The sequence below is a fragment of the Pseudohongiella nitratireducens genome (assembly GCF_001642735.1).
Classification (GTDB): Bacteria; Pseudomonadota; Gammaproteobacteria; order Pseudomonadales; family Pseudohongiellaceae; genus Pseudohongiella; species Pseudohongiella nitratireducens.
Window position 1 is genome coordinate 168,800 of record NZ_LWHM01000031.1, and the last position, 15,620, is coordinate 184,419.

General features: G+C 52.2%; 13 protein-coding genes. 8 read left to right on the forward strand and 5 right to left on the reverse strand.

Features of this window, described 5'->3' with window-relative positions; all coding sequences use genetic code 11:
- Positions 1 to 2: 2 nt before the first annotated feature.
- A complete protein-coding gene (locus PSCS_RS11205) occupies positions 3 to 266 on the reverse strand; it encodes a hypothetical protein (RefSeq protein WP_068812180.1) in 264 nt (87 codons plus the stop codon).
- Between the two features lie 131 nt (positions 267 to 397).
- Between PSCS_RS11205 and PSCS_RS11210 the strand changes: the two genes are divergently transcribed.
- From PSCS_RS11210 to PSCS_RS11220, 3 genes are all read left to right on the forward strand, one after another.
- A complete protein-coding gene (locus PSCS_RS11210) occupies positions 398 to 832 on the forward strand; it encodes a hypothetical protein (RefSeq protein WP_068812181.1) in 435 nt (144 codons plus the stop codon).
- A 254-nt stretch (positions 833 to 1,086) separates the two neighbouring features.
- Positions 1,087 to 1,821, forward strand: coding sequence for a dienelactone hydrolase family protein (locus tag PSCS_RS11215; protein ID WP_068812182.1), 735 nt, complete (start codon positions 1,087 to 1,089; stop codon positions 1,819 to 1,821).
- 89 nt (positions 1,822 to 1,910) lie between these two features.
- The gene (locus tag PSCS_RS11220) at positions 1,911 to 2,249 is read left to right on the forward strand and encodes a P-II family nitrogen regulator (protein WP_068812183.1); all 339 of its coding nucleotides are present in this window, start codon (positions 1,911 to 1,913) and stop codon (positions 2,247 to 2,249) included.
- Between the two features lie 74 nt (positions 2,250 to 2,323).
- On the opposite strand, the gene PSCS_RS11225 is transcribed toward PSCS_RS11220, so the two are convergent.
- Genes PSCS_RS11225 through PSCS_RS11235 form a run of 3 tightly spaced genes read right to left on the reverse strand, consistent with a single transcriptional unit; the run spans position 2,324 to position 4,831 of the window.
- On the reverse strand, positions 2,324 to 3,490 hold the full coding sequence (locus PSCS_RS11225) for a hypothetical protein (protein WP_158662858.1): 1,167 nt from the start codon (positions 3,488 to 3,490) through the stop codon (positions 2,324 to 2,326).
- Positions 3,454 to 4,413: a M56 family metallopeptidase gene (locus PSCS_RS11230; protein ID WP_068812185.1), complete on the reverse strand. Its 960-nt coding sequence runs from the start codon at positions 4,411 to 4,413 to the stop codon at positions 3,454 to 3,456. The genes PSCS_RS11225 and PSCS_RS11230 overlap by 37 nt, the downstream gene beginning before the upstream one ends.
- A 4-nt stretch (positions 4,414 to 4,417) precedes the next feature.
- Positions 4,418 to 4,831, reverse strand: a complete 414-nt coding sequence (locus tag PSCS_RS11235) for a BlaI/MecI/CopY family transcriptional regulator (RefSeq protein ID WP_068812186.1) — start codon at positions 4,829 to 4,831, stop codon at positions 4,418 to 4,420.
- Positions 4,832 to 5,034: 203 nt separating this feature from the next.
- Here PSCS_RS11235 and PSCS_RS11240 point away from each other — a divergent pair, with 203 nt between their 5' ends.
- The gene (locus PSCS_RS11240) at positions 5,035 to 7,083 is read left to right on the forward strand and encodes a TonB-dependent receptor (RefSeq protein ID WP_068812187.1); all 2,049 of its coding nucleotides are present in this window, start codon (positions 5,035 to 5,037) and stop codon (positions 7,081 to 7,083) included.
- Between the two features lie 133 nt (positions 7,084 to 7,216).
- Here PSCS_RS11240 and PSCS_RS11245 read toward each other — a convergent pair whose 3' ends face one another.
- Positions 7,217 to 8,881, reverse strand: coding sequence for a bifunctional class I SAM-dependent methyltransferase/GNAT family N-acetyltransferase (locus PSCS_RS11245; protein ID WP_158662857.1), 1,665 nt, complete (start codon positions 8,879 to 8,881; stop codon positions 7,217 to 7,219).
- 140 nt (positions 8,882 to 9,021) lie between these two features.
- On the opposite strand from PSCS_RS11245, the gene PSCS_RS11250 reads away from it, so the two are divergent.
- The 4 genes from PSCS_RS11250 (at position 9,022) to PSCS_RS11265 (ending at position 15,564) form a co-directional block, all read left to right on the forward strand.
- Entirely contained in the window at positions 9,022 to 10,347 is a 1,326-nt protein-coding gene (locus PSCS_RS11250; protein WP_068812189.1) for an ATP-binding protein, read from the forward strand.
- A 3-nt stretch (positions 10,348 to 10,350) separates the two neighbouring features.
- The gene (locus PSCS_RS11255) at positions 10,351 to 10,935 is read left to right on the forward strand and encodes a response regulator transcription factor (RefSeq protein ID WP_397387373.1); all 585 of its coding nucleotides are present in this window, start codon (positions 10,351 to 10,353) and stop codon (positions 10,933 to 10,935) included.
- Between the two features lie 340 nt (positions 10,936 to 11,275).
- Positions 11,276 to 12,391 carry an efflux RND transporter periplasmic adaptor subunit gene (locus PSCS_RS11260; protein ID WP_068812190.1) on the forward strand — a complete coding sequence of 372 codons (1,116 nt, stop codon included), beginning with the start codon at positions 11,276 to 11,278 and terminating at the stop codon, positions 12,389 to 12,391.
- Positions 12,388 to 15,564, forward strand: a complete 3,177-nt coding sequence (locus PSCS_RS11265; RefSeq protein ID WP_068812191.1) for an efflux RND transporter permease subunit — start codon at positions 12,388 to 12,390, stop codon at positions 15,562 to 15,564. The genes PSCS_RS11260 and PSCS_RS11265 overlap by 4 nt, the downstream gene beginning before the upstream one ends.
- Positions 15,565 to 15,620 lie beyond the last annotated feature (56 nt).

Here is a 15,620-nt window from a genome sequence, read left to right on the forward strand (position 1 = left end):
GATTATAACGCGTCTCCGCCCATGTTCCCACCACTGCTAAGCAGCTGTCGACCCGTGCGGAAAAGCCAGCGGGACAGGACTAACGCAGCCACAATGACGACAAACTGGCCAACAAAGGTATTGGCCACTGAAATGGAATCAGGGCGCATGAATATAAAGCCCAGGTTAATTACTGTCGCCAGCGCTGCCAGCAGACAGCACAGACTGCCCAGTAAACAGAGCCCTCCCAGCAACTTCCGCCAGACACCGGTTTGATGTTCCTGCATACACCTGCACCCCTATGACCTGTTTTTCCTGAGATTATGTCAGCATGACCGGCTGGCGACAATCCTGCAGACTGGCGCCAGGGCGTTGACAAAGGTATGATGCGCCCTTCGAATCAGACAGCGAAACAGTTATGCTAAGCAAATTGCTGATTACCCTGCTCGTCATGGTGGTCGCTGTTATTTACCTGCGTTATCGCCGAAGAGCAGCAAATCATTCTGCTGCATCGGGCAGACAATCGGAACAGGCTTCAGGCAGCACCAAAGTCACCGCTTTCCTGGGCCAGGCCGAACAAATGACGCAGAAACAGGCCAGTCGCAAGAACCGGCTTACCATCCTGTTTTGGATCGTCATGACAACAATTTTGGTCAGCGCCATGGCATGGACGCTTTGGAGCTGGCGAGAACAACAACAAGAACTCACCATTTTACTGCACGATTCAGGCAGTGCCTCTCCAGTGGTCTACCGGGTCAGACGAAAAGATCTGCACGACGACTTCTTTATCACGACAGATGGCGTTCGTGTCGTCGTCTCACAAAGTGAACGCATGGAAGTCATCGGCCTATAGGCAAAATCCGGTCGGCTATCGAATGTCGAGTGTGATTGGTCGTTTCTGCCCTGTCTATGCAATTCTGATCTGTTAATCTAAGTTTGCAAGTCATGGCTTAGTTTCAGGCCTGATACACGGCTACGCCATGTGACACATGTTGTGATTTATGAATTTTATAGCATGACGACTTGATATTTTTTTTATTTATTTTGCTTTTTTTACTGAGTAATTCGTTTCTTCAATTTACAGCGTACCGTGTGATACCAATTTTCATGAAAGTCGTACCGAAACAAATACTGACAGCACTTTTTTCAATAGCACTGCTCACGCTGATCTATTCATCACCAGCCAGTGCTACCGAAAGGCTGTTGAACATCACGCTGGATGACGGCAGTGACATAAAGGTTTTTTTGTTTGAACCTGACGATCACGGTGACGGGCCATGGCCACTGACTATTCTGATTTCCGGGGGCACGGGCAACGAGTACATTGCCCGCGCCCAGTTCTGGCTCGGGCGCAAACTGGCTGAGCACGGCTGGGCTATCGCAGTACCCGTCTCACCAGACAGCAAACCTTTCACGGGAGAAAATGCCAAGCGCATCCCCAAGGTAATTGCCAAATTACAAAAAGACGAAAAAGTGATGTATGGCAAATCCCTGCTGGTCGGGGTGTCATCGGGCGGCTCTGCCGCCCTGGAAATTGCCACGCAAGAGCCAACTCAGTACCTTGGCGTGATTGCGGCCCCCGGCGTGCTACGACCAGGACTTGAGTTTGACAACCTGCACGATCTTCCTATCTATCTGCGCATTGCAGAGGGCGACACCTTTAACTGGGATGAGCAACTGCCGGGCATGATGCTACGGCTGACTCGCGCCAACGCCAACGTGGACGCAGAACTCATCAATAACGGCAGTCATGTCTTCCAGCTGGACTGGCAGGACCTGGGACGCTGGCTCGACTCTCTCAAGGTTCCACTATCCGCCCCTGCCCTTGAGTATATTCCTTGACCGCAACGATGACTTGCTTGGTCTAATCTGGCTGTTCATGCTAAAGTTCGCACCCTTGAAAGCAATTATTGCCTCGCCGGAGATGCAGGATGAAACTGATTACCGCCATTATTAAACCATTCAAATCCGACGACGTGCGTGAAGCGTTATCTGAAATCGGCGTCAATGGCATGACAATGACAGAAGTGAAAGGGTTCGGCCGTCAGAAAGGGCATACTGAACTGTATCGCGGCGCTGAGTATGTTGTCGATTTCCTGCCCAAATCCAAGGTGGAGGTTGCTGTCGCTGATGATCAGGTAGAGATGGCTATCGAAGCTATTTGCAAAGCTGCAAACACTGGCCATATTGGCGATGGTAAAATCTTCGTCACAGCCCTGGAGCAAAGCATTCGTATCCGCACCGGCGAATCTGGTAACGACGCCCTCTAACATAACTGCAACATAAACATTGCTGCAAGATAGCTGCTGAATCATCACTGATGATTGCGAATAACCGGGGTGCGTTATTGAGAAACCCGGTTTGAAGCCTGGGAGGGATCAAAAAAGTAAACTTCCAGGTTTAACTGAACACGCGGATCAATATCCCAGTTATGGTGCTCCTCACTGATCAGCTGCGGCACCAGCTCCATCACCAGCCAGTCTTCATACACAGCCCGACGATACACCATCTGCATGTAGTAGTTATCGACTTTTGAGATCGGCCTGTTCTGACCGATCAAACCCATCTCATAAGTCAACGTCTCCAGATCTCCTAGCTGATGATGCAGAGAAAGCGACTGTCCAAATTCAGTCAAACGCTCTTTATGCCGGTAATTGACCTCAGTCTGAATTCTGAGATTGAGCGAAGGGTTGAAAATACGGTTCAGATAAAAGCGCGAGTCCTGCCCCCAACCGTCGTTATGAAAGTAAAATAGCTTGGTATTAATTCCGGCATACCACTCTTCGCTGATATCCCGGTCAAAACGGATTCGGAAACGATAAAATGGATCCAGCGGTATTCTGGCTTTCAATCCGACATCATGGTTGAAACGCCAGCCATTACGTTCAGGGTGCTCATAGCTGAAGCCCCCTGTAAACGATGATGCATTGATGTTACTCAGACGCTGATCACGCAGCGAATTATTCTCCTGTGTTTCCGACTCGAAAATCAGTTTCCAGCGCTCTGACGCCCGGGGCAGATCCACCCTGCCACTGATTCGCACATTCGAATAATAGGTATCTTTGTGTCCGACCCGCTGATTCAGTTTCAATCGGACATAACTCTCATTAGTCCGTTCACCGACAACCTCTCCTGCCAGCCAGTCATCCAGGTTGCGACCTACCAGAGAAACGCGACGCGACATATCATCCCGCTGCTCTTCCAGCCAGCGAAAAGTTCGATCCAGTTCAATCTGCTCGACTGTACGTTGAAAAATGCTGTCAAAAGTAGGAGCCGTTTCGCCTTCAGGCTGGGACTGCATATCCTGAGCCACAGCCGAATGCAAAGTAACACCGGCTGCTAACATCAGAAAAAGCAGTTTTGACCTGAAAGACATCACACAATTCTCCAATACCGCCATGGTCACATCGACAAAGTAAAATGCCGGGCCAATGCGCGATACCGCAAATATCCAGATTTCAGGGAAAATTTGCACTAGCTCCCATACGTTTCCAGCAGCTCGATGAGCCATTCAACACCATGATGTAAGGGACTGAGTGCACAGTAAAGCAGGATCGCTGTCAGGCCGAGCAGCATACCCAGCTGCCAGTTGGCAAGTCGCTTGCGCTGAGAAATATCCAGCAACGCCTGCACCCGAAGCTCCAGATCACTACCATCAAAATGACTGGTCAGCGCTTCGTATCGGGAGCTTTGCGATTTCAGCAACCGGCCAATGCGCACCAGTGTCTCGGCGACCTGCACAGGCTTATGGCGCCTGGCTGAAACAAAGTCACAAGCCTGCTCACAAAGCAGGTGCATATCCGCCAGAACATCCGACTGCCAGCGCCTTGGCAACATTAGCGTGAACACTCTGACCAATAGCAGAGCCAGATTATCACGACGCATTAAATGTGCCTTTTCGTGCGCGAGGATGACCGACAAGTCCTGTTCCTGACAATGCGATAACAGCGCACTGCTGACATAGACCTCTGGCCGCCACCAGCCTAACGTGAACACAGCCGCAACACCGGTATTCACCCGTTGAAAACCTTTGTCCGGTGTCGTCAGCATTTTGAGTCGACGACGCATTTTGATACCCCGGAACAATGCAGCAGAGAAATGGATCGCAAGCGCCACAACCACAATCACCAGTAAAGCAAGGCCGGTTCCGGCAAGCCAGGGGGAGTTAATCAATGGCACATGGTCGCCGCAGTCGCCGTGACAGTGATCGCTGACAACCACGCCTTCCAGCGGCGCTATAAACAACAACAGGGTTGTCACCAGACTCAAAATGACCGGGCCAGACCAGAAATAAAGTAACAGCACACTCCCCTGACCTGGATGAATGCGACGAAAACCATTACGTAATAAGGGATAAATCAGACCAAACAGGCAGGACAGCACCAGCCAGATAAGTAGCCAAACCAGGGAAAAGCTGCCCGCCAGGCTCAGCATGACATTACTCTCCATCCTGGTTTTTATGGCGCTGAATGAGTTGCTCAAGCCGATCCAGCGAGACCTCATCCATATCGGAGGCTACCTGGACAAAACTGCTGAGTATGGTTTCCATTTTCCCATCATGGAGAAGTTGAATCACCTCGCCCATCATCCTGCCCAGTAGATTCCCACGACTCACAGTAGCGTGGTAGGTAAAGGCATGGCCTTGTTTGAGACGGGCGACATAATCTTTCCGGTGTAAACGCTCCAATGCAGATTGCACGGTACTTAAAGACGGCACTCTGACGCCCTGCAAACCTTCTCGGAATTTTTTGGCATCCAGGTGTGATTGTTGCCACAGAACCTGCATAACCTGCAATTCCAGCTCACCCAGGTTAGTAGGCATGATGTTGGAAGATGAGCGTGTTTTGATCATGAGTTGTAGCTACCCGGCCGCGCCGACTCCGTCAATTGCGTTAAAAACCGACTCAGTATCGGCCACCAAAACTTATATAATTATATTATATTTCAGAATCTTACAAAAAACCCTGCCCCTCGGCCAGTATAATTCACGTACACCATACAAGCGGGTTCTAAAAACAACAATATACCCGAACCTACTCAAGGGGAACAACAACAATGAAGTTGACTTACCAACTGCCAGCAGCATTACTGCTGCTGAGCTCTGCTCATGTACTGGCGCAATCATCAGCCAGCGAAAATGACATCCAGGAAGTCCTGGTACTGGGCAATGACTTCCGCCTTTCCGGAGATACACAAACTGCGACTGAAGGCATGGTGTTCAGCCAGCAGCTTGAGCAGCGCCCGATTTCCCGTACAGCTGAATTGCTCGAATTTGTTCCTGGCATGATCGCCACCCAGCATAGCGGTGAAGGCAAAGCCAATCAGTATTTTGTACGCGGTTTTAATCTGGATCACGGCACTGACTTTGCCATCTCACTGGATAGCATGCCTGTGAACATGTCGACCCATGCACATGGCCATGGGTATGCCGACATGAATTTCATTATTCCGGAGCTGGTCAACTCGATGCGTTATCGCAAGGGGCCTTATTACGGTAATAAAGGTGATTTCGCCACTGCTGGCAGCGCCGACATTGCATACGCTGACCGTCTTAACCAGGGACGCGCTCACCTGACGCTGGGTGAGTATGATTACCAGCGTCTGTTCGCCGGGCAAAGCGTCGATGCTGGTGCAGGTGCTATTACCATTGCCGGTGCAGTCACCCGGTACAACGGACCCTGGGACCTTGACCAGGATCTGGATAAACAGAATCTGTTGCTGAAATACCACGAAGGCGATGAAACCTATAACCTGGGTGTTTCCCTGATGACCTACAACAATGAGTGGCAGGCCAGTGACCAGATTCCCATGCGTGCCGTGCAATCCGGACAGATCAGTGAATGGGGCAACATCGACCCCAGTGACGCAGGCAAATCCAACCGCTACAGCCTGTCACTGAATTTTGATCAGCAACTGGATAGCAACCGTAGCTGGGAATTCAACAGCTACCTGATGGATTATGGACTGGACCTGTATTCCAATTTCACTTATTTCGCGGCTGATCCGGTTCGTGGCGATCAGTTCCAGCAGAAAGACAGTCGCAAGGTTGCCGGTTTCGATAGTGCTTACCGACTCGCGCTGGCCGATGCAGCCATCCCTTCCACACTGACGGCAGGGGTCCAACATCGTTATGATGACATCCGTGTTGGCTTGCATCAGACTGAAGCTCGCGAACGTTACGCCAGTGTTCGTGATGATGAAGTTGAACAGTCCATCAGCAGTGCCTATCTGAGCCTGGAGAGTCGCTGGTCCGATACCATCCGGACAGTAGCGGCTGTTCGCGCAGATCACTACCGCTACGAAGTTGATGACCTGCTGGGGAGTAATTCGGGCAAAGGCGACGACACATTAGTGAGCCCTAAACTCAGCCTGATCTATGCACCCATGGACGGTGTTGAGACTTTCATCAGCGCTGGCCAGGGCTTTCACAGTAATGATGCACGCGGCGCTACTGCCCGTTTTGCACCAGACGGCACGCCAGTCGATCCGGTTGACCCGCTGGCCGAAGCCAGAAGCATAGAGGCAGGTTTCCGAACTGCGCTGATACCTAAAACCCAGCTCTCAGTCACTGCGTTCAAAATGCGCATGTCTTCCGAATTGATATACGTCGGCGATGCAGGCAGTACTGAAGCGCTGACAGGCAGCGACCGTGAAGGTGCGGAAGTCAGCGTACTCTATACACCAACCGACTGGTTGCTGATGGATGCTGATTTCACTTATACCAATGCTCACATGCGTGATGTTGGCAGTGACGACCGGATCCCAAATGCTGTCGAGAAAACCGCGTCGATGGGACTGACGCTGGAAAATCTCGGCCCCTGGACTGCCGGGCTGCGTTTACGATATCTGGGAGAGGCGCCATTGAACGAAGATAATTCGGTGCGAACCGATGGTACGTTCCTGACCAATGGACAGGTCAGTTATGCTTTCAGCGAGAACATCAGTGCCAGCCTGGAAGTCTTAAACATACTCGACAGTGATGATTACGATATCAGCTACTACTACGCTTCGCGCCTGCCGGGTGAAGCCGGAGAAGTTGAAGATATCCATTTCCATCCGGCTGAACCACGTAATGTCAGACTGAGTCTGGAACTCAAATTCTGATCTGCCAGAGCATTACCGGATAATATCTGATAGTTTGGCCAACGCTGTGCGGCACAACCGTGTGTCGCACAGTGACGCCACAAAACGTCCTGCCCTTGCACCGGTGATCTTTGCTGTAGCCGGTAGCAAACCTTTACAGAAAATCAGTATCGCCTGCCGTCAGCCACCAAGCCCCTTGTAAAGATTCTACGTCCGGTCCGCGACTCCAGGCATTACAGGGAATCTGAATGGCCGTATCTGCGACCAGGAAGTTTTCTGTGCCAAACCGTTGCAACTGCCCTCGGGTTATCCAGCAGAACATCTCCCGACCCTGACCCTCCACATACCGCATCGCTGCCTGCAATACAGCCTGGACATCATCTGCCGCGGCTATCACATCCATCACCATTTCCTGCTCACCATGGCGACGATACACTACCAAGCCAGGTGTCTTTCCTTCTTCATCGACCACCAATAACTGATAATCCTGACCAGGACGTTGCTGATAGCGAAAACGCACATAGTCAGCATCCCTGACCCCCACGATGCCATCTGTCAGGCTTGATTTCATTCGCTCCCAGACATGGTTAATACAGTTATCTTCAATCGTTGACCAGTCTTTGGCCTGCACTGGCAAAGCGCTTTCTGTGGCCTCCCGGGCAATTTCCGGTTTCAGGGTCAGGGAAACCAGGTCATCAGTCTTCTGATAAAGTTTTAATCGCAGTGCCACATGCATGGCCTTGATATTGGGAAAACCGAACCCCAGTAAATGTCTGGCGGCATACCCCGCATGCTGCTCCAGCATTGCGGTAGCGGTTCTGAAAAACAAACCACTGCGACTAAAAAACCCGCGTTCTTTGGGCAGCACCATCACATCACCGATCTGAACAGCGCTTTCGGGGGTTCCAAAATACACTATTGCTCTGACGATGCCGCCATAATGAGCAACTAACCGCCCTTCTTTTAGGGCTGCAACCGAAGCACCCCGCCCCTCACCGTACTTCCATTGCCATAAGTCTGCCGAAAACGGGCTGTCGAAGCACGCTTCAAACAAGGCGGCATAATCTGTTGATGATTTAAGTTCAGCAGGAATAATCAGAGGGCGTTCCGTGACTCGGTCCGGATCGTAGGACGACATATCAAGCTGCAATAACTGATGCGACCTGTTCCCCTGCTGCATCTCGGTGAGGTCATGCTCGATGCCCTGCTGTACTTGCTGCCAGGTCGACTCACTCATCAGGTGATCTGCAATCATGCCAGCGGCCTGACGTTCCAGGCGAGCACTGAAATCTTGCATAAAACCGATAACACCTGCACTTAAATCCATGCGTCGGGAGAGCTGCAAACCGTTGCGTTCAGCTTCTGCCAATGTGTAATCCAGAGCGGGTAATTCTCGTTGTTTCCGGTGTTCAGCGTGCTCCACGTCAAACTCTTCCGAGATAATCAGCCGCCCACCTGGCGCTAACAAATGAAGCGCCGCGGAAAAGATCAATGAGGAAGGGAAATATCGAAAACTGTTCTGCAAAATGACAACATCGAAGCCACCGGCCTCCATCGATTGCCAGGCTCGCGAAAAATCATCGTGTATGACGTTTGCTGAAAGACCAGATGACCGAACTGTATCGCGGGCCAAAGCCACAGCCTGCGCATTATTATCGATACCATGGACTTCAAAACCGCTGCCCGATAACGCCAGCATGAGTTGTCCGGTACCACAGCCAATATCCAGCACCCGGGAGCCGGCTGGTTTATTGACCAGCGCCAGAATCTGATCTGCCAGTGCCTGTTGCGCTTCCAGTGGCGTGACTGCCTGCGACAATTCGCCGCCTACCCAACCATAGGAAAGATAAGATATTCTTCCTTGATCCCGCAGCATGCCTGTAGCATATATATTTAACGGGTAAAGCAATTGTTGCAGACCTGTCTCCATGGCAGGAATTATACGATAGAATTCAGACAATGACTAAAGTACAGGATTACAATCAGCGCAGTCTGTTCGCGCTTAGAACCGGGGAGCGTCGAGGGTCCACACGCGTCGGCCTGCAGCGCCTGCTGCTATTACGCGGCCTGGTGACACTGGCAGGTCTGATCGGCACATTTGTCTTTCATGCTTTCTCACCTCTGGCATTACCGTTCCCGGCAGTAGCAGTGCTGTTGCTGGTTATTACCATCTCTCTGGCGATTGGCGCCTGGCGAGTGCGTCACGCCAGCCTGATCACCCAGAACGAGCTGATACTCAACCTGTTCCTGGATGTCGCACTGATCGTTTTCTTGCTGATCTTTACCGGCGGCGCATCCAACCCGCTTATTTCCTATTTGCTGGTCACACTGGCCGTCGCTGCTACGCTGCTGAGCACAGTCTGGGCGAGCCTGTTTGCCTTGATAGCCATGGCCGTTTACACCACTTTTCTGGTTATCGGCATGACCACTGATGTGCACAGCAGCCACATGATGCAAAGCTTCCAGACCCACCTGGTCGGCATGTGGGTGACATTTATGGTCAGCGCGCTGCTGATTACACTGTTTGTCGGCCGGATGGCCTCCGCGATCAGAACCCGTGAAATGACGCTGGCATCATTTCGGGAAAATGAGATGCGCAACGAGCAACTGGTAGCAATAGGCACGCTGGCTGCAGGGACGGCTCATGCGCTGGGGACACCCCTGTCAACGATGTCTGTTTTGCTTTCCGACGCAGAGGATTTATCAACAGAAGATACGCAACTGCTGCGCGAGCAAGTCAAACGCTGCCGACGCTCCCTTGACCAGCTCACCGGCTATTATCATAAATCCGGTGAGCAGAATCAGCAGGAAACGATTGCCCGGATGCAATCGGAAATTGCTGACTATATTACCAACATCCACCCCAAGGCTCCTGTTGAGTTCAACATCAGTAACGACTGTCTGGAAGCAACGGTCAATCATGACCTGACAATTCGCCATGCCATTATCAATATCATTGAAAATGCGATTCGCGCCGCCTTGAAAGAAGTCAGCGTGTCTTTTGCCCGCGATGAACGACAACCAGAGATGCTACTCATAGACATTGAGGATGATGGCCCCGGTATTCCAACCCAGGTCATGGAAAACATGGGAGACCCCTTCATCTCCACCAAGCAGGGCAACATGGGATTAGGGATTTTTCTGGCCAATGCCTCAATCCAGCGACACAACGGTACTATTGAAATGTATAACAAACCCGGCGGTGGCGCGCGAACCCTGATCAGGGTGCCGCTAGCAACCTCGGACAGTTCGGCTACCTCTCCGGATTCCTATCAAGAGGATTAAACCGTGGACAATCAGACGATGACGCCCAGCAAACCATTAGGAAGTCTGCTCTTGGTGGAAGACGACGAGGTATTTGCTTCCGTACTGTCCAGGGCGCTGACCCGCCGTGAATTTGCGGTAGATCACGCCAGCTCACTTGACCAGGCCAGAATGATTATTGAGTCACAGCGCTTTGATAACGCCATCGTCGACCTGAACCTGTCAGGAGAGTCCTCGCTTGAGCTTATACCCGCGTTACGCAAGCTCAACCCGGAAGCATCCATCCTGATGCTGACTGGTTACGCCAGTATTGCCACAGCTGTTGAAGCCATCAAACTGGGAGCTGACAATTATCTGGCAAAACCCGCTGATGTCAGTGAGATATTATCTGCGTTAGGTGTAACAAGAGAGACCAGTACCGAGCTTGCAGATTCAGAACACAGACCTAACTCCATTCAGGAACCGATGTCAGTCCGCCGCCTGGAATGGGAGCATATCCAGAAAGTACTGAAAGAAAACCACGGTAATATTTCCGAGACTGCCCGACAGTTGAAAATGCACCGCCGGACACTGCAACGGAAACTGCAAAAAAAGCCGGTTTCAGGCTGAATGAAATCAGGTACACTACCCCCTGGCCGTTTGTAGCATTCCTTCGCGCGGGGGATAATGACTTTCGGCACTCATTCACCAGGCCTATAAATGCTATAACGCTCACCGCCAGATCGTAAAGGCACGCCAACGCGTGCCTCACCTTACTATAGCGTCTTCAAAATAATAATATCAATTCGGCCTAGCGGCCAGCCTGGTGAATCGATCTGGTGAACCGGCAGTATCCGCCAACTGATCTTTTTGCATATATAACGAGTAAATACACGACAGGTTTACTTTCTAACCCGCGCTTGAGGGCATCAATCATGCCTGTACAGACGGGCATCACACGGAGTCAGACGTGAAGAAACAGTACTTGATAGCAGTTAGTATTCTGGCCTTGATCATTGTCTGGATGATCATCCCCCGGGGGGAACGGGAAAGTGTCGATACCTACGCTAACACCAGTGAACCCGCATCCGTCAATGTTATCGCCGAAGGTGAGCAAATGGCGGATGTGACAGGTTTTACTGTCAGAGCAAAGCGCATCACACCAGCCCTGTATACCCAGACTGTTGATGTCCGGGGCAGGACGCGAGCTGACCGCCTGGTCAGCATTCGGGCCGAGACAGCGGGCAGGATTGTTGGCACCCCTGTGCCACGAGGCGGTCGTGTTGAAGCGGGTGACCTGCTTTGTGAACTTGCCGTTGATAACCGTGAAGTCGACCTTCAGGAAGCCGTTAGCCGACAGGAACAGGCTCGCCTGGAGTATAAGGGCGCTGTTGATCTGCAAAATCGCAACCTCGCCTCACGTGGTGATCTCGCTCAGGTTAAAGCCAGTTTTGACGCCGCAACAGCGGCCGTCAGCCGGGCCGAGCTGGCGCTGGAACGAACACGAATCAGAGCTCCTTTCAGCGGCATCATGGAAGATCGCATGGTTGAAGTTGGCGATTACATGAATGTCGGCGGTGAATGCGCCACCCTGCTGGACGACGACCCCATGATCCTGATTGCCGAGGTCCCGGAAGAAGATGTGGGTAACATTTCCCTGGGAAGCGCTGTTCAGGCCAGCCTGACCACCGGCACGGTTGTCGATGCCTCACTGACTTATGTGGCGCGCGCCTCCGACCCGGTGACTCGCAGCTACCGTATTGAGGCTGAAATCACCTCAGATACAGAAGTACGCCAGGGTATCAGTGCTGACATCAGTATCGATGCCAACCAGATCGAAGCTTACCTGGTACCGCCCTCTTCACTTTCTCTGGATGATGAGGGTCTGGTTGGTGTTAAAACACTCTCGGAAGAAGATGTGGTGTCCTTTAACAGAGTCACTATCGTGGGTGAGAGTACTGATATGACGAACCCTGGATTCTGGGTCACTGGCCTGAATAACGAGGCAGTGGTGATCACACTGGGGCAGGAGCTGGTTGTGGCTGGCCAGCAGGTAAATGTCAATTTTGACTGGGCAACGCTATGACATATCTAAAGGCAGCTGTATCACGTGCCAGAACCACGCTCAGTATTTTTGTGGTGATCATACTGGTGGGATTCGCCTCCTACCGGGCCATCCCTGTGGAGCTGAACCCTGATGTGACGGTTCCTGTGATTATCACCACCATCATCCACCCCGGTATTTCCCCGGAGGATGCTGAGCGGCTGCTGGTTCGTCCCACAGAGATCGAACTGAAAGATGTTGAAGGCATCACGCAAACTCGTGCTTTCGCCAACGAAGGCGCGGCAACGGTAATCACCGAGTTTGATGTCGAAATGGACCCGGATATCGCCATGCAGGACATACGCACGGCGGTGGATCGAGCCCAGGCGCGCTATCCAGCTAATACTGAAGAACCCATCATGCAGGAGGTCTCTGCGGCCACCATGCCAGTGGTTCAGATTGCCATTGGTGGCGAAGGTGTGTCCGAACGCGTGCGTTTACAGATTGCCCAGGAGTTACAACGGGAAATTGAAAACCTCACGGAGATACTTTCTGCCGACATGATCGGCGCGCGCGAAGAGTTGCTGGAAATCATCGTTGATCCTGCCAAGCTGGAAACCTATGGTGTTTCCAACCAGCAGGTCATCCAGGCGGTTACCAATAATAACCGGTTGATCCCTGCGGGTACGCTGAACACCGGCTCAGGCAGTTTCTCAGTCAAAGTCCCCGGCCTGATCGAAACAGCCGATGATCTGTATGAATTGCCGATTGCCGCAACCGCCCAGGGTACCCTGGTGCTAAGCGACCTGGCAGAAGTCAGGCGCACGTTCAAAGACGCTGAGCGCTACGCCTATGCCAATGAGCAGGCAGCCATCTCGCTGAACGTACAAAAACGCAAAGGTGCCAATCTGATCGATGCCATGGATCAGATTGATGTGATCGTTCAGGAGCTGCGACAGCGCATCCCCCCTGCCGTTACCATCAGTTACCTGAATAACACCATTCCGCTGGTGATTGAACAAAACTCTGGCCTGCAGGGCAATATGGCCACGGCAATGGCACTGGTCATGGTGGTGGTTGTCGCAGCTGTTGGCATGCGATCAGGCATTCTGGTGGCAATGGCAGTGCCGTTCTCCTTCTTCTTTGCCTTCATCATCATTTCTTTGCTGGGCTTTACCTATAACTTTATGGTGATTTTCGGTCTGCTGCTCGGGCTGGGTATGCTGATTGACGGTGCCATCGTGATGGTGGAATTTGCCGACCGGAAAATGGCAGAGGGTTTCTCCCGTGTTGATGCCTTTCAGGAATCCGTTTCCCGCATGTTCTGGCCGATTCTGGCATCAACCGGCACAACGCTGGCCGCTTTCCTGCCGATGCTCTTCTGGCCGGGAGTTTCAGGTGAGTTCATGGGCTACTTGCCAGCAACCGTCTTTGCGGTGCTGGTTGGTTCATTGTTATATGCCCTGCTATTTGCCCCCACTATTGGCTCAATGCTGGGCAAACCGACCTCTCGCATCCAAAGCAAATCTGCTGCCAGTGACAGCTCAGATGAGCGCCCGGAAGAAGCACGCGGTATCGTGGGCATTTATGCACGCGTTCTTAAAGCGGCGGTGCATTCTCCAGCGCTGGTGACATTAGGCAGTGTACTGTCACTGGTCGTTATCGTAGCTGCTTACGGTACGTTTGGTCGTGGTGTTGAATTCTTCACAGCCGTTGAGCCTGCGCAGACGCAAGTACAGATCTTCACTCGCGGCAACTATTCTCCAGAGGAAATCCGCGACATCATGCTCGATGTCCAGGATCGTATTGCTGAAGTCGGATACTACAAAAGTATCGTGACGCAATCCGGTGCCGGCCGAAGTATTGGCGGTGGCCAGGGTGCGGCGCCAGACCTGGTGGGTACCATATTCCTGGAGTTCACGGATCGGCGCACCCGGGACCTGAATGGCTTTGAAGTCGAAGACGCCTACCGGGAAGCCATCAGCGATATCCCTGGTGTCAGAGCCGAGATTGCGACGCCGGAACAGGGTCCTCCCGTCGGTAAGGAACTGCAGTTAGAGCTGTATGGGGAAAACCTGGACGGCCTGATCAGTACGGCCCGTGAGATACGGGACCATATCGAGAATGAAATGACCGGTCTGATTGATATCGATGACACCACACCGGTACCCGGTATCGAGTGGGAAATCACGGTAGATCGGGCCAGAGCTGCCATGTCAGGCGCTAACATGAATGAGATCGGTACGGCTGTGCAATTGCTGACGACAGGTGTCTTCATGGGAGATTACCGTCCTGATGACAGCGAAGAGGAAGTTGAAATTCGTGCGCGCTACCCTCGGGAATACCGCGGTATCGAGCAAATCGACAACATTCGCATCAACACTCAGGGTGGTGGCCTGGTGCCTATCAGCAGCTTCATCCAACGTGAGCCACGACCCAGTGTCAGCTCCATCCAACGCGTTGATGGCAGCCGTGTGGTATATGTCCGGGCTAATCCGGCGCCAGGCGAAGTGACCAGCAATAAGGTTGCAGAGCTGCAACAGTGGTTAGATCAGAACCCGATGCCTCCTGGTGTTGAATACCGTTTCCGCGGCGCCAATGAAGAACAGGAAGAGTCATTTGCCTTCCTGCTGGTTGCTTTCGGACTGTCAATGTCATTGATGGCTATTTTGCTGGTTACACAGTTCAACAGCTACTATCAGACCATTCTGATTCTGTCCTCCGTGCTGCTCTCTACAGCCGGCGTGCTGCTGGGACTGTTGCTGACCAACCAGACCTTCAGTGTCATTCTCACTGGGGTCGGTATCGTTTCGTTGGCCGGTATTATCGTGAACAACAACATTGTTCTGATCGATACCTTTAACTACCTGCGAAACAGGCATCGTGACTGGGATATCCGGGATGTCATTATACAGACCGGCGTGCAGCGCTTACGCCCCGTGTTCCTGACGACCTTTACTACCGGTTGCGGCCTCTTGCCATTGGCGATGCACGTATCCGTTGACCTGATTGGCGCTGAAGTTGAAGTCGGTGGGCCGATTACGTCACAGTGGGTACAGTTGGCTAATGCGATTGTATTCGGACTGACATTTGCAACGATTCTGACGTTGATTGTCACGCCAGCCATGCTGGCATTGCCCGAACAAATGCGTAGGCACCGTGACCGGATTCGCCGCATGTTGCCAGGAAGGAAAACGCCCCAACCTTCCATGTAACTGTGTTTTTCATGTCAGAGCATTTGTCATGTAACCGCCTTTGTAACGCCGGATAT

Bases quoted from the DNA above. Each gene is read 5' to 3' on its own strand.
- PSCS_RS11205 (WP_068812180.1), bottom strand. From the start codon at position 266: ATGCAGGAACATCAAACCGGTGTCTGGCGGAAGTTGCTGGGAGGGCTC.
- PSCS_RS11210 (WP_068812181.1), top strand. From the start codon at position 398: ATGCTAAGCAAATTGCTGATTACCCTGCTCGTCATGGTGGTCGCTGTT.
- PSCS_RS11215 (WP_068812182.1), top strand. From the start codon at position 1,087: ATGAAAGTCGTACCGAAACAAATACTGACAGCACTTTTTTCAATAGCA.
- PSCS_RS11220 (WP_068812183.1), top strand. From the start codon at position 1,911: ATGAAACTGATTACCGCCATTATTAAACCATTCAAATCCGACGACGTG.
- PSCS_RS11225 (WP_158662858.1), bottom strand. From the start codon at position 3,490: ATGGCTCATCGAGCTGCTGGAAACGTATGGGAGCTAGTGCAAATTTTC.
- PSCS_RS11230 (WP_068812185.1), bottom strand. From the start codon at position 4,413: ATGCTGAGCCTGGCGGGCAGCTTTTCCCTGGTTTGGCTACTTATCTGG.
- PSCS_RS11235 (WP_068812186.1), bottom strand. From the start codon at position 4,831: ATGATCAAAACACGCTCATCTTCCAACATCATGCCTACTAACCTGGGT.
- PSCS_RS11240 (WP_068812187.1), top strand. From the start codon at position 5,035: ATGAAGTTGACTTACCAACTGCCAGCAGCATTACTGCTGCTGAGCTCT.
- PSCS_RS11250 (WP_068812189.1), top strand. From the start codon at position 9,022: ATGACTAAAGTACAGGATTACAATCAGCGCAGTCTGTTCGCGCTTAGA.
- PSCS_RS11265 (WP_068812191.1), top strand. From the start codon at position 12,388: ATGACATATCTAAAGGCAGCTGTATCACGTGCCAGAACCACGCTCAGT.